This is a genomic window from Pseudoalteromonas sp. TAE79 (assembly GCF_000498015.1).
Taxonomy (GTDB): Bacteria; Pseudomonadota; Gammaproteobacteria; order Enterobacterales; family Alteromonadaceae; genus Pseudoalteromonas.
Genome location: NZ_AUTL01000167.1, coordinates 1 through 19,906 on the forward strand (window position 1 = coordinate 1; position 19,906 = coordinate 19,906).

Annotated in this window: 20 protein-coding genes and 2 pseudogenes; 13 read left to right on the plus strand and 9 right to left on the minus strand. The window is 39.5% G+C overall.

Annotated elements, in window-relative coordinates; genetic code table 11:
* From L655_RS0112380 to L655_RS0112390, 3 genes are all read right to left on the minus strand, one after another.
* Positions 1-604: IS66 family transposase zinc-finger binding domain-containing protein (locus tag L655_RS0112380; protein WP_024604010.1), on the minus strand; the 604-nt coding region annotated here is incomplete at its 3' end.
* Positions 605-684: 80 nt separating this feature from the next.
* Positions 685-1,029, minus strand: coding sequence for an IS66 family insertion sequence element accessory protein TnpB (gene tnpB / locus L655_RS0112385; RefSeq protein ID WP_158001052.1), 345 nt, complete (start codon positions 1,027-1,029; stop codon positions 685-687).
* 2 nt (positions 1,030-1,031) lie between these two features.
* Positions 1,032-1,373, minus strand: coding sequence for a hypothetical protein (locus L655_RS0112390; RefSeq protein ID WP_024591408.1), 342 nt, complete (start codon positions 1,371-1,373; stop codon positions 1,032-1,034).
* A gap of 104 nt (positions 1,374-1,477) precedes the next feature.
* On the opposite strand from L655_RS0112390, the gene L655_RS1000000128515 reads away from it, so the two are divergent.
* Together L655_RS1000000128515 and L655_RS01000000125550 are read left to right on the plus strand one after the other, a co-directional pair.
* Positions 1,478-1,582, plus strand: a complete 105-nt coding sequence (locus L655_RS1000000128515; protein WP_342626700.1) for a transposase — start codon at positions 1,478-1,480, stop codon at positions 1,580-1,582.
* Between the two features lie 114 nt (positions 1,583-1,696).
* On the plus strand, positions 1,697-2,203 hold the full coding sequence (locus L655_RS01000000125550; RefSeq protein ID WP_342626699.1) for a transposase: 507 nt from the start codon (positions 1,697-1,699) through the stop codon (positions 2,201-2,203).
* Positions 2,204-2,432: 229 nt separating this feature from the next.
* Here L655_RS01000000125550 and L655_RS0112400 read toward each other — a convergent pair whose 3' ends face one another.
* Entirely contained in the window at positions 2,433-2,861 is a 429-nt protein-coding gene (locus L655_RS0112400; RefSeq protein WP_002958609.1) for an Lrp/AsnC family transcriptional regulator, read from the minus strand.
* A gap of 194 nt (positions 2,862-3,055) precedes the next feature.
* Here L655_RS0112400 and L655_RS0112405 point away from each other — a divergent pair, with 194 nt between their 5' ends.
* The 4 genes from L655_RS0112405 to L655_RS0112420 are packed head-to-tail and all read left to right on the plus strand — an operon-like array spanning position 3,056 to position 7,659.
* Positions 3,056-4,261: an aspartate aminotransferase family protein gene (locus L655_RS0112405; protein ID WP_024604521.1), complete on the plus strand. Its 1,206-nt coding sequence runs from the start codon at positions 3,056-3,058 to the stop codon at positions 4,259-4,261.
* Positions 4,262-4,311: 50 nt separating this feature from the next.
* Positions 4,312-5,346: an arginine N-succinyltransferase gene (astA, locus tag L655_RS0112410; protein ID WP_024598142.1), complete on the plus strand. Its 1,035-nt coding sequence runs from the start codon at positions 4,312-4,314 to the stop codon at positions 5,344-5,346.
* 7 nt (positions 5,347-5,353) lie between these two features.
* Entirely contained in the window at positions 5,354-6,820 is a 1,467-nt protein-coding gene (gene astD / locus L655_RS0112415; RefSeq protein WP_024604520.1) for a succinylglutamate-semialdehyde dehydrogenase, read from the plus strand.
* A gap of 35 nt (positions 6,821-6,855) precedes the next feature.
* A complete protein-coding gene (locus L655_RS0112420; RefSeq protein WP_024598144.1) occupies positions 6,856-7,659 on the plus strand; it encodes a DUF1338 domain-containing protein in 804 nt (267 codons plus the stop codon).
* Positions 7,660-7,729: 70 nt separating this feature from the next.
* Here the strand turns inward: L655_RS0112420 and L655_RS01000000125555 are convergent.
* Positions 7,730-8,997: pseudogene (locus L655_RS01000000125555) on the minus strand (flavohemoglobin expression-modulating QEGLA motif protein).
* A 146-nt stretch (positions 8,998-9,143) separates the two neighbouring features.
* On the opposite strand from L655_RS01000000125555, the gene L655_RS0112430 reads away from it, so the two are divergent.
* The 7 genes from L655_RS0112430 (at position 9,144) to L655_RS0112460 (ending at position 15,925) form a co-directional block, all read left to right on the plus strand.
* The gene (locus L655_RS0112430) at positions 9,144-9,401 is read left to right on the plus strand and encodes a DUF3081 domain-containing protein (RefSeq protein WP_008169639.1); all 258 of its coding nucleotides are present in this window, start codon (positions 9,144-9,146) and stop codon (positions 9,399-9,401) included.
* Positions 9,401-9,706 (plus strand): hypothetical protein, encoded by a 306-nt coding sequence (locus L655_RS0112435; protein WP_024604519.1) that lies wholly within the window; start codon positions 9,401-9,403, stop codon positions 9,704-9,706. The genes L655_RS0112430 and L655_RS0112435 overlap by 1 nt, the downstream gene beginning before the upstream one ends.
* A gap of 409 nt (positions 9,707-10,115) precedes the next feature.
* Complete coding sequence (gene betI / locus L655_RS0112440) at positions 10,116-10,691, plus strand: transcriptional regulator BetI (RefSeq protein WP_024603276.1); 576 nt, start codon at positions 10,116-10,118, stop codon at positions 10,689-10,691.
* Between the two features lies 1 nt (position 10,692).
* On the plus strand, positions 10,693-12,156 hold the full coding sequence (gene betB, locus L655_RS0112445; RefSeq protein ID WP_024604518.1) for a betaine-aldehyde dehydrogenase: 1,464 nt from the start codon (positions 10,693-10,695) through the stop codon (positions 12,154-12,156).
* A gap of 11 nt (positions 12,157-12,167) precedes the next feature.
* A complete protein-coding gene (betA, locus tag L655_RS0112450) occupies positions 12,168-13,835 on the plus strand; it encodes a choline dehydrogenase (RefSeq protein WP_024604517.1) in 1,668 nt (555 codons plus the stop codon).
* 158 nt (positions 13,836-13,993) lie between these two features.
* Positions 13,994-15,211, plus strand: a complete 1,218-nt coding sequence (locus L655_RS0112455) for a BCCT family transporter (RefSeq protein WP_024604516.1) — start codon at positions 13,994-13,996, stop codon at positions 15,209-15,211.
* Positions 15,212-15,220: 9 nt separating this feature from the next.
* A complete protein-coding gene (locus tag L655_RS0112460) occupies positions 15,221-15,925 on the plus strand; it encodes a TorF family putative porin (RefSeq protein ID WP_024604515.1) in 705 nt (234 codons plus the stop codon).
* 62 nt (positions 15,926-15,987) lie between these two features.
* Here the strand turns inward: L655_RS0112460 and L655_RS0112465 are convergent.
* The 4 genes and pseudogenes from L655_RS0112465 to L655_RS0112480 form a co-directional block, all read right to left on the minus strand.
* Positions 15,988-17,349 (minus strand): annotated as a pseudogene (locus L655_RS0112465) (bifunctional diguanylate cyclase/phosphodiesterase); the annotation flags it as partial.
* A gap of 7 nt (positions 17,350-17,356) precedes the next feature.
* A complete protein-coding gene (locus L655_RS0112470; RefSeq protein ID WP_008466968.1) occupies positions 17,357-18,493 on the minus strand; it encodes an ISAs1 family transposase in 1,137 nt (378 codons plus the stop codon).
* 62 nt (positions 18,494-18,555) lie between these two features.
* Positions 18,556-18,975 carry a hypothetical protein gene (locus L655_RS0112475; RefSeq protein WP_024605194.1) on the minus strand — a complete coding sequence of 140 codons (420 nt, stop codon included), beginning with the start codon at positions 18,973-18,975 and terminating at the stop codon, positions 18,556-18,558.
* A gap of 344 nt (positions 18,976-19,319) precedes the next feature.
* On the minus strand, positions 19,320-19,906 hold a 587-nt coding region (locus L655_RS0112480), incomplete at its 5' end, for an IS5 family transposase (protein WP_024603875.1).

The window sequence follows — 19,906 nt, forward strand, 5'->3', positions numbered from 1 at the left end:
TCTGTCGACTGAGTTCAATACCGTATTGCTTAAACATCGCTTCCTGGCGATACAGCGGTAACCCGTATTGGTATTTACTGGTGATAAGCTGACTGAGCAAACTGCTGGTTGCAATGCCTTTGTTGATGGGCATGGCAGGCATTGAGGCTTGTTTAATCTGTGTCTGAGTTGAGGATTTATCACAGTGACGGCAGGCGTATTTAGGCCTAATATGCTCAATCACTTTGATTTTAGCGGGTATGAACTCAAGCTTTTCTGACTTATCTTCACCCATTTTATGTAGCTCACCGCCACAGCAATCACAGGTTTTGTCGATGATGTCGTGAATAACCTGCTCACGAGGTAAGTCTTTTGGCAGTGCCTTACGCACCGGCTTTTTACGGGTATAGCTAATGGATTGTTGCTCTGCCTCAACTTCCTCAACAATTTCTTCCACTTCATTGAATAACTCGCCTTGCCCGGCAAAGCCTTCAGCACTTTTGCCGAATTGTTTTTGTTGGGCCAAGCTCCAGCGCTCTTCCAATGCCGCAATCTGGGCATCCTTCTGCGCTAACAGTTTTTCAAGTTCAGCAATGCGCTGTTTAAGGGCGAGTTCATTTTTCATGACGCCTATTTTAAGGCATCATCAAAGGCTTTGCAGTGCTAACTGAACTCACTTTGATGATCATCAATCGATCGCAAATATTAAAGCATTTTCTTACCTGCGACATCAATTTTACTGTGTCCAATCACATCATAACCCGATAATAACCAGTGTAATTGCTGCTCGCTTAAGGTCATGGTGGGTGACATGAGTTTGGGCCATTTGAACTTATGCTTATCTAATCGCTTATACCACAGTGCAAAACCGGTGTTATCCCAGTAAAGCAGTTTGAGTTTGTCACGGCCTTTATTACAAAACACAAATAGCGCACCACTGAGCACGGGTAGTTCAAGCTCTGCTTCCACCAACGCCGCCAGACCATTAATTGATTTTCGAAAATCAACGGCATCGGCACATAAATAGACGGTGGGTACATCAACGAACATCCTCATACCGTTAGCCCTTTAATAATGGCAACGATATCGGCCGTCGCTAAATCGATAGGAAACGTGAGTTGGCCGGTTAGCGTATCAAACTGCAGCGTATTTTGACGAGTTTGCGCGCAGACTTCAGTAGTTTGTTTTACCTGGACAAAACGTGATGATGTAAGGCACTGCGTGTGCACTGGCAAGGTGGAATTAGGCTGGTCTTTTGCCAGTAAAGCACGTTGTTTATAATAAGTCGTAATAGCGACATTATGGTGTTGGCAGAATTCAATATTAGTACCACTAAACGTACTGCGTTGCAGCAAAAGCTGCTGCCACTGTGCGCTTGTTCTGTAAGTTTTCATCACCTGCTCCGAATTTATCATTGAGCAGGTATTTTTAGATAATCAGAACATCGATGCTAGGTGTGGTTCGCTAGACGCTTACAGAACTTCCAACATTTAAAGAGTTGAAAGGACAGTTGTTACTTGCTGATAGAGGGTATTATTCAGGTAGTTATATTCATGAATTAGATAAAGCAGGAGGATTTTACGTATTAAGAGCTAAGGGGTGAAAAGCAGTCAGAGTACATAATGCTTTTAAGCAAAATGGACAGGAATTAACAGGAAGTCATTCCCCAAAGTTATGTGAATTGCTCCCCGAATTACCTAAAAATGATCTTATTGATATGAATGTTAGCATAAAAAACAAGCTAACAAGAGTCGTTGGGTATTGGTCAAAAAAAGAAAAACAATATACATTTTTAGTCACTAATTTATCTATTGATGAATTTACAGCGACTGAAATAGGCAAATTATATAGGTTACGCTGGCAGGTTGAATTACTTTTTAAGGAGTGTAAGTCTTATAATAATTTACGCGGCTTTCAAACATCAAACGCAACCTTACAAGAGGCGCTAATTTATGTAAGTTTAATAGTAACCACGCTTAAAAGGTTTTTAACTGGCTGTATTGAAAAGATATTCAAAACTGAAATGTCTACAATGACAGTAGCAAAAACAACGGGTGTTTGGTGGATTGGCATATTAACAGCGATTATTAGGAAGCATAGGAAAGGATTGTTAAATGCAGTTAATGCAGCATTTGACTTTCTGAGGAAAAATGCAGCTAGGGCACACCCCAAACGCGATCGAAAAACAGGAGTATTTCAGTATGGGGTAGAGCCAAATTTTTAAGGCTGTACTTAATATTTTTCTTAAGTACCTACCTATGACATCCATGTAAGTAGTAAATAAATCCTTGTCATATAATTACTAAAAACGCAATTACCAACTAATTTTAATTTTAGCACGCAAGATAAATAAATCAAGAATTTATAAACTATTTACTACACGTTATTTAGTAATGTTTATAGTCATTTCCAATATATAAACAGTATTAAACAACTCAGGGCTTAAATGGCGATTAACGCTTAAATTTAGTTTCTAAAATTACAGAAGATGTTGTGCGCTCTACTCCATCCAGATTTCCTATATCGTCTAGTAAATGGCTAAGCTGCTCTAAATTTTGAGCCTGTACTACAGCAATTAAATCAAACTCACCACTTATCGCGTAAAGCTGCGAAATTGCATCAATTTGCTTAAGCTCGATATTTGTTTTAGTTGTTAATTTTTGCCTTACTTTTATAGACACATGAGCTGATACCATTTTACTGAGGTAGTCGTCACCATAATCAACGCTATAGCCTTTAATTACACCCGTTTCTTCTAGTTTGAGCATACGGCTTTGTACCGTTGAACGAGATAAGTCAAGCATGCGAGCAAGATCAGAAATACTCGCTCTAGCGTTTGTTTTTAGTACAGAAAGTAGCTTTTCATCTTGTGGAGTTATCATAATGGTTATTTTCTTCGTTATTTTGTCTTTTATTTTAATCATTTTTCACAAAATAGCACTGCAATTTTAATAGCTAACCTTCGATAATGACCTTTACAAGAAATAATAACGTGTTTGCTGAAGAATAAAGGCTATATTCTTCTTTGAGTTAGCAACTAATCTTTTATCTAAGCCCATTAAATTTAGGTGTAAAAATGCAAGTAACAAGAGACTTATTTAACGACGTAATGGTACCAAACTATAATCCATCAGCAATCATTCCAGTTCGTGGTGAAGGTTCACGCGTTTGGGATCAAAATAACAATGAGTTCATTGATTTTGCCGGTGGTATTGCCGTTAACTGTTTGGGTCACTGTCATCCTGCATTAGTTAAAGCATTAAAAGAGCAAGGCGAAAAAATTTGGCATTTATCGAATGTTATGACTAATGAGCCAGCACTTCGTTTAGCTCAAAAAATGGTTGAAGCAACATTCGCTGATAAAGTTTACTTTGCAAACTCAGGCGCAGAAGCAAACGAAGCAGCCCTTAAGCTAGCGCGTCGCTATGCACTGGACGTATATGGCGCTGAAAAAACGCAAATTATTGCATTTAATAAAGGTTTCCATGGTCGAACATTTTTCACAGTCACTGTGGGCGGGCAAGCTGCTTATTCAGATGGCTTTGGTCCAAAACCTGCTGACATAGTACATTGTGATTTTAACGATATAGCGGCATTTGAAGCGCTGATCAGCGATAAAACATGTGCTGTTATGATGGAACCATTACAAGGTGAAGGCGGTATTATTTCACCAACAGATGACTTTGCTAAAAAAGTACGTGAACTTTGTACTAAACATAACGCGTTACTTATTTTTGATGAAGTACAAACGGGTGTTGGTCGCACAGGCGATTTATACGCTTATGAAGGTTTAGGAGTTGTTCCTGACATTTTAACAACGGCAAAAGCATTGGGTGGTGGTTTTCCAATTGGCGCTATGATCACTCGTACACCTATTGCTGAGCATTTAAAAATTGGTACTCACGGTTCTACTTATGGCGGAAACGCACTTGCTTGTGCTGTAGCCGAAGCGGCATTTGATACAGTAAATACACCAGACGTACTAAACGGTGTTAAAGAGCGCGAGCAATTATTCCGTGACGGATTAAACGCAATTAATGAAAAATACAACGTATTTAGCGAAGTACGTGGTAAAGGCTTATTAATTGGCGCAGTACTAAATGACAAATTTGAAGGCCGCGCACGCGACTTTTTAGTAGCCAGTGCTAATAATGGTTTAATGAACCTTGTAGCTGGCATGAATGTAATTCGCTTTACACCGTCTTTAGTTATTCCGTTTGAAGATATTAAAGAAGGCTTAGCGCGCTTTGAAAAAGCGGTTAGCGATGTAGTAAACGGTTAATATAGTTTAAATTAGCACGCCTACTGGCGTGCTATTGGAGCAAGCAATAAATGCAAGTATTACGTCCTATTACTGCCAATGATTTTGAAGCGCTTAAACAAATAGCAATTGAGTCAGGCCATGGGTTTACCTCTTTGCCTGTGGACGATGCACAGCTTAAAGAAAAAATTGAACGTGCTGAAAAAAGCTTTGCCAAAAACATTAACCAGCCACTTGATGAAAGCTATTTATTTGTTTTAGAAGACAGTGAAACAGGTGACGTTATTGGTACAACCGCTATAGAAGCTGCGGTAGGTTTATCGGTGCCTTTATATCATTATCATTTAGGTAAAACAGTACACCACTCACCTACTTTAAATGTATATAACACCGTTGATATTTTAAGCATGTGTAACGACTACACAGGCTGCTCTGAAATATGCACATTATTTTTGCGCGAAAATAGTCGTAAAGGCCTAACGGGTCGATTTTTATCGCGTTCACGCTTTTTGTTTATGGCTCAGCATAGCGAGCGTTTTGCCGATACTGTTATCGCAGAAATGCGCGGTGTTAGCGACGAAGACGGCCACTCTCCTTTTTGGCAATGGCTGCAAGAGCACTTTTTTAGTATCGAATTTCCAGAAGCGGATCACTTAGTGGGCTTAGGCGATAAAGTATTTATTAGCGAGTTAATGCCTAAGTACCCTATTTATGTGAACTTGCTTAGCAAAAAAGCCCAAGCTGTTATTGGGCATGTGCATGAAAAAACAAAACCTGCGCTAAAATTATTAGAAAAAGAAGGTTTTGAGCACAGAGGCTACGTTGACTTATTTGACGCAGGCCCAACGGTTGAAGCAAAGCTTGGTAATATTCGCAGCATTCGTGACTCTCAAGTTTGCCCTATTACTATTGGTGAGCTTGATCACATATCACAAAATAGCTCAGATACGCTGGCTGTATGTAATCAAGGCGTAAGTGGCTTTAGAGCAACATTTACCAAAGACGCACATTACAATCATGCAAAACATACTCTCGTCATTAGCCAAGATGTGGCTAAGGCGCTTAATTTAAGCCAAGGAGACGCAGCGCGATTTTTCCGCCTGTAAATAATTTATGAATACACACCTAATTAATAACCAGTGGCATACAGGCCTTGGCCCAGTATTTGAGTCAATCAATCCAAGTAATGGCGATGTGGTATGGCAAGGTAATGGCGCAAACGCTGATCAAGTAGATTCGGCTATAAAAGCAGCCAGAGCTGCGCAATTACAATGGGCAGACAAACCACTTGTAGAGCGTATAGTCATTCTTGAAAGCTTCGCAGCACAATTAAAAGAACACAGCGAAGAATTTGCGACCATAATTGCACGCGAAACAGGAAAGCCATTATGGGAAACCCGCACCGAAGTAGGCGCAATGACAGGTAAAGTAGCTATATCTGTAAAAGCCTACCATGAGCGTACCGGTACAACCGAAAACCCAATGCCCGGTGCTAAAGCGTTTATTAGACACAAACCGCATGGCGTTGTGGCTATTTTTGGCCCGTATAACTTCCCTGGGCATTTACCAAACGGACATATTGTTCCTGCAATTCTAGCTGGCAACACAGTGGTATTTAAGCCATCAGAGCTTACTCCGCACGTGGCAGAATTTACCCTCTCACTTTGGCTAAAAGCGGGCTTACCAGCGGGTGTTATTAACCTTGTGCAAGGTGAAATTGAAACAGGTAAAGCACTTGCCTCTCATAAAAATATAGATGGCTTGTTTTTTACCGGTAGCTCAAACACAGGTCACTTACTACATAAACAGTTTGCTGGACACCCCGGTAAGATTTTAGCGCTTGAAATGGGCGGTAATAATCCACTGATTGTAAAAGATGTGAGTGATGTAAGCGCTGCTGTGCACGATATTATTCAATCAGGCTTTACTACCTCAGGTCAGCGCTGTACGTGTGCACGCCGCTTATTTATTGAAAAATCAGCCAACGGCGATGCTATTTTAGAAAAGCTAATAAGCGCAACTAAAAATATAGTTGTAGACGACAGCTTTGCTACAGAGCAGCCTTTTATGGGTGCGATGATAAGCGAAAAAGCAGCACTGGGTATGGTTGCCGCGCAAAGTGAATTAGTCTCAAAAGGCGCGCAAATCCTTGTTGAACTTAAGCAATTAAAATCAGGCACAGGCTTTGTAAGTCCAGGCATTATTGATGTAACAAACATTACCGACATGCCAGATGAAGAACATTTTGGACCGCTAATTAAAGTGTATCGCTTTGATGACTTTGACAGCGCAATCATTGAAGCCAATAACACAAGCTTTGGTTTATCTGCAGGTTTATTGGCTGATAACGAAGATGACTACACTCACTTTTTAAAGCGCATCCGTGCCGGTATTGTTAACTGGAACCGCCCTATTACGGGTGCCTCAAGTGCAGCTCCATTTGGCGGTATTGGCGCCAGTGGTAATCACAGAGCCAGTGCCTATTATGCCGCCGATTATTGCGCATACCCTGTAGCATCTGTTGAGTCAGACAAAGTGAGCTTACCGCAAACCCTAGCGCCGGGCTTAATAATTGAATAAGTAATAAAACCAAATTTTAAATTTAAGGACTTAACATGCATACTGATGTAAATACATTATTTAATAACCTTTGGAAAAATTACTTAAACGTAACTCCATCGGCAGACAAAATTCATGACCTTTTAGGGTCAACGCAAAAAGATGACATCATTAACGATCATATTGCGCTGCGTACATTTAATATTGAAAAAGTGGGTCTTGAAAAACTCGCAGCTCACTTTCTTGCGATTGGTTACAAAGAGTGTGGTGAGTACCACTTTGAAGCTAAAAAACTTTACGCAAAGCACTACGAGCATAGCGACCCTAATCAGCCAAAAGTGTTTATCTCTGAGCTGTTAGTCGAAAAATGCTCGCCAGAGTTACAAGCCATCGTAACTGACATGGTAAGCCAAATTGACGAAAGCGCAGTAACTGCTGATAACTTTTTGTATTCAGGCACGCATTGGCAAGTAAGCACCGATACTTACAAACAACTGCTAGCTGAAAGCGAATATGCGGCGTGGATGTCGGCGTGGGGTTACCGTGCCAATCACTTTACCGTAAACATTAATACGCTTGCTAAGTTTGATAACATTCATGATGTTAACCAAGCCCTGAAAGACGCTGGCTTTTCGCTTAACACGTCAGGCGGCGAGGTCAAAGGCTCACCAGAGGTGTTACTAGAGCAATCGTCAACACTTGCTGATGAATACTCTGTTACCTTTAGTGACGGTGATATGAGCATTCCTAGCTGTTTTTATGAGTTTGCTATTCGTTACCCTAAAGCAGACGGCGAGCTTTATACAGGTTTTGTTGCAGCCTCAGCTGACAAAATATTTGAAAGCACCAACGCTCGATAATAAAACCTAAAGTACTTTATTTTAAAAGCCCGTTATGGGCTTTTTTTATGTCGGTAGTTATGTTGATTAATTATAAAAATAACGGTTTATAATCGTTTTCTAACTTTTCAAACGATAAGTCGCCAATAAAGCGGCCAAAGCTCAACCACGTTGCCAAACCACGTAAGTCTTTAAAGTGTGGTGGCACAAATTGTGGGCTCTCTATTACACCTAAATCATGAAGCTGCGATATTAACCTAAAATCATCTATCGATATTTTACCTACGAGTAATAAAGGAAGCCTATCTATTCGACCTAGCTGTATTGCTACGCGAATTAAGTTATATACCAGTACAAAGCCTTTAATGTAGGCAATGTCTTTTGTAAAAGGCAGACCTGTTGGCGTACTGCCTCTAAATACACGCTGCGCGAGTGTGTAACTGTCATCTTTTGATAAACCTTGCGCGACATAGTCACGGTAAATGTCTACAAACTCAGCGCCATCTATTACCTTTGTAACCGCTTGAATACGATTCACTAATTTAGATAAACGTCTCGGAGTCGATTTTAATGTAATAATTTCGGTTAATACCGCTAAGCCTTCTTGGGTAATAGTGGAGCTAGGCGTGCCTTTACTTAAACATGTTAAATACGGCTGTGCTAAACCATTTTGAGTGGTACCTACGTGTATCCACCCTTCATGAACTTCCAATATATCAAGTTCACGCTGAGAAAATTTAACATCTTGATTAAGCTTAATATTATTAGCACCGGCGGCTGCATCACTGACAATACCATCGCTAAGCATTANCCTGCCATACTAGCGTTTACTTGCTCAGACAAAATACGTACAGCATCAACAGCATCAATATTTTTAGGGTCGTCAGGCAGTATGTCGGCTATTAGTAAATTTTGCAGCGGTTTATCTAGCATATTAGCTAGCTCAGAGAGTGAGGGCTCACCGGCATGGAATAAGTCTTTAGGGTGACCAAATAACTCCACCGATAAGTCATGAAATTCTGGCGTACCTCGATATTCAAGCATACTTAATACCGTTTTATACTCAGTGCACATTTTTCCCATATATTGAGCAATCGGATTTAACTGCCCCAGTTGGTTAATAATGTTACGGTGCAAAGTAGAAAACGCTTGGCGTAACTCGCTAGGTACAAAACCAAGGTCGCGCTGTTGATAGTATGCACGATCGATAAGTGGGTTTTTTTGACATTTCTGTCTAAAAAACTCTTCTTTAGTTTGTTTATCCCAATTAATAGCATCAAGTATCCTAATAGGCGTTTGCAATGCAATTAATTGATCCGATAACTCACGAGTTTTTAGTAGTAACGCCTTGTCTATCATGGTGTAAGCTCAACAATAAATGAGTTTTGAGCATAATTTAAAAAAGCTAAATTACAAAGCAATATCACACTTTTTTAGCTATTGTTTTTAAGATGATCGACCCTCATATCTGTATCGTATGAGTTATCAAATAAAAGGTATAAGACATGAAAAACGAACTCGACAATAAACAGATTTTAGCCGTGTATGAACGTATAATTCAAAAAGGTGAAATGACTGATGAAGGTAAGCATTATCAAGGCGTTACTGCTTATTCAGACGTAGATGGTTACACAGTATACCTACAAGGTAGCGGCGTGGAGCTGCGCTTTGGTTTTCATAATACTTACCACCTTGACTATGAACATGAAAAGCATAAAGACGACTTTTTGAAAAAATTATATAACATTGCAAACGAGAGCTAATGCACCCACGAAAACTCAGACACCGCCCTACCAGTAAGCTCAATACTACTTTTATAAACCAAGTAGTAGAAGAGCTTAGATCTGATCCAAGCAAAGTCTCTATTATTCAAGACAATTTAGAACAGTACCGTGCTCAAACTCATTTAAAGCGTGGTTTTTTACTGGCTATAGAGCGCTTTGATTGGGTTTTTGAAGCAAGCAAAGATATTGATTTCATTTGCCAGCAAATTTTAGCTGATGACTATATTGGCAATAGACTAAGACGTTACCCTCTCCTTTTTAAAGGTGTTATTAATAATACCTGACCTTTCAAAACCAAGCGCTTTAAAACGATAAAACCATAAAGTTTACTCTCTATATAAATTTATTAGAGCACTAAGCAATTACAGGTTTAGTGCGCTTTTGCATTAAAATAATACTATTAGTGCTCTAACTATTACTGCACTAACGATTTTTACACATTTTATTCATTTATTGCTGTAAACAAATCATTACTATTATTTAATCTCAAAAAAAACCTTGCAACACCATGTTTTATAAGAAATTAAATAAAATAAAATTTTATCTTCTTTATCGCATTAGTTGCACTTTTATTAATGATTAATCTACATTTTGGCATCTAGATATTTACCTCAACCTTGAATTGTTAGAGCTATTACCTTAAGCTTATCTTTATTGAACGTTCAATTAATAAAAATTATGCCTAAAGTTGGAATGGAACCTGTCAGGCGTCAGCAGTTAATTGACGCAACTATAGAATCTGTTGCGACGAATGGATTACAAGGAACGACTATAAACAGCATTAGTAAAAATGCAGGTTTATCGTCGGGTATTATTAGTCATTATTTTGGTGGTAAGCAGGGGCTGATTGAAGCCACTGTTCGATACTTACTAACAAGCTTAAAACAAGACTTGATAGGCAAGGTAAATCATCAAACAAATGCGACTGAACGTTTAATGTTTATTATCGAAGCCAACTTTGCGCTTGTACAACAGCGTAATGATACCACCCGAACGTGGTTAAGTTTTTGGGCGCAATCGATGCATGATGAAGAATTACACCGACTACAAAATGTAAACAGTAAACGCTTGCAAAGTAATTTAGCATTTTCTTTTAAACAGTTAATGCCTATTGAGCAAGCAAATCAAGCTGCAGAACTTAGCGCCGCAATGATCGATGGCCTATGGTTAAGAGCAGTACTGAGTAAATCAGACAATAATCAGTTTAAACACTGTGAAAAGTTAGCAAAAAGCTATGTACTTTCACTTATCAAGCAATATGGAGCCTAGCGTGACTACACCTGTCTATCAAAATTTTATTAACGGCCATTTTCTTGCAAACCAGAACGGCAAAACATTTGATGTAACAAACCCAGCAACGGGCGAGGTTATTTACGCAGTAGAAATTGCCGACGAATTTATTCAAAACGCAGCCATTGAGAGTGCAAAGCAAGGTTTTGCTCAGTGGTCAGCAATGACACCCATTGAACGTAGCCGCATTTTATTAAAAGCAGTGGCTATTTTACGCGAGCGCAACGATGAACTAGCACTTGTAGAAGTACTCGACACCGGTAAACCAATGCAAGAAGCAAATTGTGTTGATATTGAAACTGGCGCTGATGTAATTGAATACTTTGCAGGTCTTGCGCCAGCACAAGTAGGCCAACAACAAATGGTTGGTGATGACTTTTACTACACACGCAAAGAACCATTAGGTATTTGTGCGGGTATTGGTGCATGGAACTACCCACTACAAATTGCATGTTGGAAGTCGGGCCCTGCCCTTGCTGCTGGTAATGCATTTATATTCAAACCATCAGAAGAAACACCACTGGGCGCTCTTAAACTTGCAGAAGTATTTGTTGAAGCTGGCGTACCTGCAGGTGTGTTTAATGTGGTTCAAGGCGCGGGCGATGTAGGCCAGTGGCTAACGCAGCATAGCGAGATTGACAAAGTATCGTTCACGGGTGAAGTAGGCACAGGTAAAAAAGTAGTAGCAAGTGCTGCCGGTACTTTAAAAGATGTCACGATGGAACTTGGTGGGAAATCTCCACTATTAGTATTCGATGACGCCAACATTGAGCAAGCAGTTAGCGCGGCCATGTTAGGTAATTTTTATACGCAAGGCGAAATTTGTACTAACTGTACACGTATTTACGTTCATAAAAATGTATATCAGCAATTTATTGATGAGCTTAAAGCGCGCACTGAGAAAAACATTATTGCTGGCGACCCACAAGATTTAAATACAAACTTTGGCGCACTTATTTCTAAAAAGCATCAAGAACTAGTAATGAGCTACGTTAATAAAGGCATAGAAGAAGGTGCAACGCTTTTAACTGGTGGTACAACGCTTTCACCAGAATCTGCACCTAATGGCTATTTTGTAGCACCGACTGTGTTTATTGATTGTAATGACGACATGACTATCGTTAAAGAAGAAATATTTGGCCCAGTAATGAGCGTGCTTGTTTTTGACGACGAAGACGATGTGATTGCACGCGCTAACGGTACACACCTAGGCTTAGCTGCTGGCGTATTTACGAGTGATATTAAACGTGCTCACCGCGTAATTCATAAGTTACAAGCCGGTATTTGTTGGATTAATGCATACGGTAACTCACCGGCTGAAATGCCAGTTGGCGGTTATAAGCAATCGGGTATTGGCCGTGAAAATGGTATACAAACGCTTGATCAATACACGCAAACTAAGTCTATTTATGTTGGTATGGCCGACATAGAAAGCCCATTTTAAGGCGCCCTACTATGAGTAATCATTACGACTATATTATTGTTGGCGCGGGTTCGGCGGGTTGTGTTTTAGCCAATCGTTTATCTGAAGATTCAAGTAACCGCGTGTTACTACTTGAAACTGGCGGTAGCGATAAAAGTATCTTTATAAAAATGCCAACCGCGTTATCTATTCCTATGAATAGTGACAAATACGCATGGCAGTTTCATACGCAGCCTGAGCCTCATTTAGATAACCGTGAAATGCATTGCCCACGAGGCAAAGTATTAGGCGGCTCGTCATCTATTAATGGCATGGTGTATGTGCGTGGCCACGCTAAAGATTTTGACGAATGGCAGCAACACGGTGCAAACGGCTGGGATTACCAATCGTGTTTACCGTATTTTCAAAAGGCAGAAAGCTTTTACCTTGGTGAAAATACTTACCGTGGTGGCAAAGGCCCGCTTGGCGTTAATAACGGCAACGAAATGAAAAACCCGCTTTACCGCACCTTTATCAAAGCAGGTGTACAAGCCGGTTACGCTTCTACAGATGATTATAATGCGTCGCAGCAAGAGGGTTTTGGCCCAATGCACATGACCGTAAAAGACGGCGTGCGCAGCTCTGCTTCTCGTGAGTATTTAGACCCTGTTAAATCGCGTAGTAATTTAACGATTATTACAGGTGCACTAGCACAACGCGTGATTTTAGATGGCAAGAAAGCTACTGGCATCGAATACAAAGTAAATGGCGACGTTAAAACTGCACATGCTGAAAAAGACGTTGTATTAAGTGCAGGCCCAATCGGCTCTCCACATATTTTACAACTCTCTGGTATTGGTGACACACAAGCGCTTGAAAAAGCAGGCGTTGAAGTACAACATCATCTACCTGGTGTTGGTCAAAACTTACAAGATCATCTTGAGTTTTACTTTCAATACAAGTGTAAGCAACCTATCACGCTTAACGGCAAGCTAGGCATTGTTTCAAAAGGTTTGATTGGCGCGCGCTGGTTATTAACGCGTTCGGGTTTAGGTGCAACGAATCATTTTGAATCGTGCGCGTTTATTCGCTCAAAACCAGGTGTTGAATGGCCAGATATTCAGTATCACTTTTTACCAGCGGCTATGCGTTACGATGGTAGAAGTGCATTTGCAGGTCATGGTTTTCAGGTACATGTTGGTCATAACAAACCAAAAAGCCGTGGTAGTGTGACTATTGCTTCTGCAAATCCTGAGCAACCACCAACAATTTTATTTAATTACCTTGAGCATCAAGACGATATTGAAGGCTTTAGAGCGTGCGTTCGCTTAACACGCGACATAATCGAACAAAGTGCCTTTGATGAATATCGCGATGAAGAAATTCAACCTGGTAAACATATTCAAACAGATGAAGAAATAGATGCCTTTGTACGCCAAGCCGTAGAAAGTGCCTACCACCCTTCTTGCTCATGCAAAATGGGTGAAGATGATATGGCCGTTGTTAATTCAAATACGCAAGTACATGGTATTGAAGGACTACGTGTTGTTGACTCATCTATATTCCCAACAGTTCCTAATGGAAACTTAAATGCACCTACTATTATGGTTGCCGAAAAAGCAGCTGACATAATTTTAGGTAAAGACCCATTACAGAAATCGGATGTGAATGTTGCCATAACAACAAACTGGCAAGAAACACAACGTAGTACGGAGATCTAACTTTAGCCACATGCTTAGGTTTAGTCTCGTCGGGCTAAGCCAATGCGTGCCTTGCAGTGGCACACGATGTAAATAGGTTACGTTGTGTTAATGCGAGAATAAAACAATAAAATACGGAGTGCTTATGAATTATTTTTATTCATTACTGGAGGGTAACAATGACTATTTGGCTTAATGCAGGGATCATTTTTACCTTACTTGCCATTATCACTATTTTAATTAAATGGGGTAATGTTCGCGTAGTAGGTGTAACACCAGTTCGAACCTTTACGTTTATAGCAATACTATTTACTTCTGGCCTAGATGTTGGCCTTATCATGTTTCCTTTAACTGAGTTTGCAGGTTATGCAGACATAAAAGCAAGCCCAGAATACGCGTTTGCAAATCCACTGGCTATTGAGTTTGGCTACTGGGGATTTTTGATCTGGGGATTTTACTTTCTTACGTGCTTTTATTTCTGTGTAATAGAACCTAAAGTGAAATTTTTCGAAATTCCTTGGGTTAAATTTATCAATAACGTTGTAATTATTGGTACATGTGCATTTACCGCTTATTTGCTGCTTACAAACCTACCGTGGTATTTACCCGGACTAGGTGATGGAACAAGTATAGTTTCTGAATTTTACTTAATTGTGTTTGCGGCTATCTGTTTTGCTGTGTACTCAAGTACTGATATTAAATATGTACGTATTTTAAGTATTTCTACTACGTGGTTATTTTTAGCTTTAATCGCCTTTATGTGGGCTGGCGCATTTGTGATTGGTGATAGTCAAATGTCAGCATTTACAGATAACTTAGGCTCTATTGGTACTTACTTTGCAAACATTAATGAATTTGTTTTACCGCTTAATGATTACCATGAGTTCTACTTATTCTGGTGGTTTGCGTGGAGCATAATGATTGGTCAATTTACATCACGCTTTGTTGGTGGACTTAAAACATACCAAGTATTAGGTGCAATGTTAATATTTCCATCAATTCCGATTGCGATTTGGTTTAGCGTACTTTATCACTACCATGAAGCGGGCATTCCAACACAAGGCATTAAAAACTTTGCAATGGTATTTGTAGGTATTGTATTTGTAATTAACTCACTCGATTCGTTAGTGCGTTTATATACAGATAACCTAAACTTTACTGTAAAGCGTTTTGGTAAAATGAAATACATAGTCGGAAACATTGTTGCTCTATCACTACTTACACTATTGTTTAAATTAGAATTTTTACAAATTCAGTGGGTAGGCGCATTAGTTATTGGATTGTTCTTTATCTGTGCTGGTTTTATCGGATACAGCAAGTTTAAAACAGTTACAAACATAGACAGCTCACCAAAAGCAAACGAAATTGATTACACAAAAATAGACACAGTACACTAGGGATTAATAATGAATAACAAACTAAAACAACTTGTAGTAGCACTACCATTAGCACTTTTATCAACCACTGCAGCAGCTGATTGGTCAACAACAATCACTGCAGCGTCTGACTACACTTTTAATGGTGTAAGCCAAACAGATAGCAACCCTGCAATTCAAGGTAGCTTAGACTATGCCTTTGAAAGCGGTGTATATGCAGGTGCATGGGCTTCAAATGTAGATTTTGGTGACGATACCGATTTTGAACTTGATGCTTACATTGGTAAGTATGTACAACTTGATGAGCAATTTAGTGTTGATTACGGTATTGCTTATTACACTTATCAAGGTAATAACAGCGATGGTAACTACGCTGAGGCTTACACTAAGTTTGGTTATGCAAGTGAGTACGGCCAAACTGAACTTAACTTTTGGTACAGCTGGGACTACTTTGGTTACGATACAGGGCATGTTATTTCGATGATTGCTCACACGTATGAGCTGGCTCCAAACCATGCACTACGTGCCAGCTTTGATATTTCAAACTCACTTGATGGTGATAAGTTTGAGTGGGATGAGAACAAGGGTGATAAATCATACCACCACTACCGCTTAGCATACCAAACAAGCTACGAAGGTTTTGGTATTGAAGTGGCCGCTGAAAACACAAGCTTAGATAATGATGCGTCTGATGAGCGTATTGTACTTGCTATTTCACGCACATTTGATTTTTAATACAATAATTACTGATTGCACAAAGAATGCCACTCTATTTCGAGTGGCATTTTTATGTGTAACTAACTAACAATATCCCAAGCACTTGTACCCGATGCTGAAAGGTTACTGGTGTTATTGCGTAATACTTTATTACCTACATTAACCGATGACTCAGGGCGGCTAACTAAATATCCCTGAACAGAGCTCACACCCATTTTTTTAACGAGTTCAAACTGCCCTATTTCTTCAACGCCTTCTGCAACAATTTTAAGACCTAGCTTTTTCCCAAGATCACTAATTGTATTTAATATATCGTTATATTTTTGGCTTTTATTGGCTTGTGCTATAAACGAGCGATCAATTTTAATAACATCTATTGGTAAATCCGCTAATGTACTTAAAGAACTAAAACCTGTACCAAAGTCATCAATAGCAATAGTGATACCCTCTTCTCTTAGCCTACTTAGCTCTTTAATAATTCTTGGACTGGCTTTAATGAAAGTTGATTCGGTAATTTCCAGCATTAAGGACGTAGCGGGTAAGCCGGTTTTTTTAAGTTTTTTCATTACCCAATCATAAACATCACGATGCTTTAGTTGAATGCCCGAAACGTTAACAGATATTTTTACTTTGCGCATACCTGCATTGTGCCAAGCAGCCATTTGCCGACACGATTCAAGCATAATCCAATCGCCAAGCTCTAATATTAAATTAGACTCCTCTGCTATTGGTATAAACTCTGAAGGGGGGATCATACCCTCAACTGGGTGGTCCCAGCGTGTAAGCGCTTCGAAGTAATCAATCATACAATCTTCAACATGCACAATTGGCTGAAAAGATAAGTACAAATCTTTACAAGCGACTGCTATGCGTAGCTCTTCGAGTAAATAATGGTAACGGCGCATTTTGTTACCCATTTCTGGTGAGTAAACTTTAAATATCCCCTTACCATCGCTTTTAGCCCTATACATAGCCACGTCAGCTAATTGCAAAAGAGCCTGCGGCGTTGATGCACTTTCTGGATAAGCCGCAATACCAATGCTGGCACTAATTTTTACTATTTTGTTACCTAGCACAAAGTCTTTTTCAAGCTCACTAAGCACGTGTTTAGCAATTTCAACAACTCTGTCGCTATCATCAAGTAACTCTATAAAAATGGAAAATTCATCTCCTCCCAACCTCGATAAGTTTTGTTCTAATTGGTTAGCACTATTTATATTACTTAATTTATGGTGGCGTAGAACATTGGCAAGGCGAGTAGCAACTTGAACTAATATTTCATCACCAAAACTATGACCAAATGAGTCGTTTACTTGTTTAAAGCCATCAAGGTCGATAAACAGGAGTGCGCATTTGAGATCTTCTTGGTTAGCATGATTAATTTGTCTGTCGATATGTTCAATATAAGCATGGCGGTCAATTAACAGCGTCAGTTTGTCTTGGCCACGGCTAGCGCATTTTAATCCCAGACTCTAGCAGGGTTGAGCGGTAATCATCGTCTAGCCCTGCCATTTTCTTTTTCCTCGCCATACTTGCTGACTTAGATGCATCTTGTTTAAAAAGCGCCATGGCTATCTTTCGCATTACATTAAACATTAATGGCCCTTGAAGTTTGCGTATTCTCGATTCATCTTCTCTGAAGTTCATATCAAGCATCCAATGCATGCTTTCAACCTGCCAGTGACTGCGTACTGCATTGAGTGCTTGCGCTGCATTTAAGTCTAATGAACTTATATACCAGCGTGTTTCAGTGGTATCCGACCCTGCCGACTTATCATGAACTTCAGCCCTGACCTTAATAATACTCGTTAAGCCAGGCCAACGATAATCCTTGCCTAGCCAGCTTTTATCTATAAGTAACTGCTGGCATGTACGTGTTTCAACACGCCCATGTCCTGAGCTTATTTCGGTATGTTCATCACAATTATGCTTAGTTAACCTTTCACGCTCGCACTTGTGCCACCACGCTTCTAGTTCCTTTTGCATGCCTGAATGATTACCTTTAAGTGCAAGAATATAATCTGCTTTTTGTTGGATGATTTGTTTTGCTATTTCTTGTTGGCATCCCATCGCATCTAACGTAATGATACTGTTTTCAATATCGAGCAGGGTGAGTAATTCTGGTATTGCGGTGATTTCATTTGTTTTATTATCAACAGCCGTCTGCCCAAGCACTAACTGGTGTTGGCAACTCCATGCACTGACCGTGTGTAAGGCACTTTTTCTGTCTTTTGTGGTAAATGAACGCCGTGCGGTTTTGCCATCGATAGCGATGATATCTGCACCTGTAGTTTCAATCAGTGATGATATCCAAGATTGAAATGCCCTTTCTATTTCATTTGCTTTTAACCGACACATGACGCGAGCAATCGTGTCATGTTTTGGAATTCCTGCGTTGAACGTACCGTATTTTTTTAACCAATCAAGTTTTAGGTGCCCAAAGTCTTCAATATCTTCCCATCCTTCTGCACCAGAGAGCACAGCGCTAATAGCAAGGAGAAGAATATCGATAAGTTCATGCTTTTTACAACGTTCAATGCGAGGATCTGTAATTGAATTAAAATGTTTCAGAAAAGTAGTGCTCATATTTATGCGACCAAGTAATTATTATGCCTTGATCTGATCACTACTTGCTCTATAAGTTCAATTTATAATGATCTTGCCGTGTTGTCTTGGCATATACTTGTTTGTGTTTGCTTTACATAATTATCAACATGTGTATTTAAACTATTTATTGATTGGCTTAAGCTGCTTACACCTAAGGGGTTCTCTGCTGGTTTTACTTGCAAATTAAATGCCGTAAGTAAACTATTGGCTTGGCGGTTAAGCTCCGCTATTTGATTTTTATAATGACGTTTTCTACGTTCTCTACGTAAGTAGATACCTGAGCCAAATATCAATATACATAAAAATAAAAAGTTCATGGGTGATGCGAGCGTCATCATGATTAACTTATTAGAATCAGCTGCTACAAATTGGGTATCAGAGGTTTTGATAAGTAAAAAATCAGCTGTTGGCTGCTCAATTATATAATGGCCATTTAAAATGGGATTATACCAAGGAGCCATATCAAGGGAGGTATTCGTGATCTCGAAACTTCGTATATCAATATTAGTCTGAAATAGATTTATACGGTTGATCTGATTAGTTAACTCTATGTTTATGCAGAAACAAAATAGAACTATGATTAAGAAAATAAAACCGAGCGGCTTAAGTTTATTCATAAAAAAAATCCATCTATTTTGCTTCTCCTATCAAACCTATTACCAAAAACGGATTATATCGCTTGCATTTAGTACTACGCAAGCATTGATATAATCCTAAGCCATTAGAATAACAAAAAATTGTAACTATAATGGATTAACTAACTATATCTACATACTAGGGGCTGTTGATCTTTGTAGTACATATATCAATCAGCCCACATTGGTAGCCACATCATAGTAAATGCTAAAGCGAGCATTGAATGATAATTTCGTTCAAGCTTTTCATACCGCGTGGCTATCCCTCTATATTGCTTAATACGGCCAAATGCATTCTCAACCAAGTGCCGATATTTGTACATGCACCAGTCAATATCTTCATTGCCTACTAAACTGTTGCCCTTACGTGGAATAACGGGTGTAGCGTTATTATCACGAACAAACGCTCTCAGTTTTTCACTGTCGTAGCCTTTATCTGCGACAACCATATTACTTGTTGGGCAATTAGCTACGAGTGACTCTGCATGGACGATATCATGCGTATTTCCACAGGATAATTCATAATAAACAGGCAACCCTCCGCTATCGACTGCAAGATGAATTTTCGTAGAATTTCCACCTCGGCTCTTTCCAATTGATTCATTGTCAGCAGTTCTTGCACCGCAACTATGTTGATGAGCCCTGACAATACTGCCATCAATGAAGACCCAATCCATGTCCGCATCACGAGATAATGCGCGAAACAGTTCATTCAAAATCCCTTTTTTGGACCATAAATTAAACCGTCTGTAGATAG

What these genes read in the sequence shown, in the direction of transcription:
- tnpB (WP_158001052.1), bottom strand. Translation starts at nt 1,029, where the DNA reads ATGTTCGTTGATGTACCCACCGTCTATTTATGTGCCGATGCCGTTGAT.
- L655_RS0112390 (WP_024591408.1), bottom strand. Translation starts at nt 1,373, where the DNA reads ATGAAAACTTACAGAACAAGCGCACAGTGGCAGCAGCTTTTGCTGCAA.
- L655_RS01000000125550 (WP_342626699.1), top strand. Translation starts at nt 1,697, where the DNA reads ATGAATGTTAGCATAAAAAACAAGCTAACAAGAGTCGTTGGGTATTGG.
- L655_RS0112400 (WP_002958609.1), bottom strand. Translation starts at nt 2,861, where the DNA reads ATGATAACTCCACAAGATGAAAAGCTACTTTCTGTACTAAAAACAAAC.
- L655_RS0112405 (WP_024604521.1), top strand. Translation starts at nt 3,056, where the DNA reads ATGCAAGTAACAAGAGACTTATTTAACGACGTAATGGTACCAAACTAT.
- astA (WP_024598142.1), top strand. Translation starts at nt 4,312, where the DNA reads ATGCAAGTATTACGTCCTATTACTGCCAATGATTTTGAAGCGCTTAAA.
- astD (WP_024604520.1), top strand. Translation starts at nt 5,354, where the DNA reads ATGAATACACACCTAATTAATAACCAGTGGCATACAGGCCTTGGCCCA.
- L655_RS0112420 (WP_024598144.1), top strand. Translation starts at nt 6,856, where the DNA reads ATGCATACTGATGTAAATACATTATTTAATAACCTTTGGAAAAATTAC.
- L655_RS0112430 (WP_008169639.1), top strand. Translation starts at nt 9,144, where the DNA reads ATGAAAAACGAACTCGACAATAAACAGATTTTAGCCGTGTATGAACGT.
- L655_RS0112435 (WP_024604519.1), top strand. Translation starts at nt 9,401, where the DNA reads ATGCACCCACGAAAACTCAGACACCGCCCTACCAGTAAGCTCAATACT.
- betI (WP_024603276.1), top strand. Translation starts at nt 10,116, where the DNA reads ATGGAACCTGTCAGGCGTCAGCAGTTAATTGACGCAACTATAGAATCT.
- betA (WP_024604517.1), top strand. Translation starts at nt 12,168, where the DNA reads ATGAGTAATCATTACGACTATATTATTGTTGGCGCGGGTTCGGCGGGT.
- L655_RS0112455 (WP_024604516.1), top strand. Translation starts at nt 13,994, where the DNA reads ATGACTATTTGGCTTAATGCAGGGATCATTTTTACCTTACTTGCCATT.
- L655_RS0112460 (WP_024604515.1), top strand. Translation starts at nt 15,221, where the DNA reads ATGAATAACAAACTAAAACAACTTGTAGTAGCACTACCATTAGCACTT.
- L655_RS0112470 (WP_008466968.1), bottom strand. Translation starts at nt 18,493, where the DNA reads ATGAGCACTACTTTTCTGAAACATTTTAATTCAATTACAGATCCTCGC.
- L655_RS0112475 (WP_024605194.1), bottom strand. Translation starts at nt 18,975, where the DNA reads ATGGCTCCTTGGTATAATCCCATTTTAAATGGCCATTATATAATTGAG.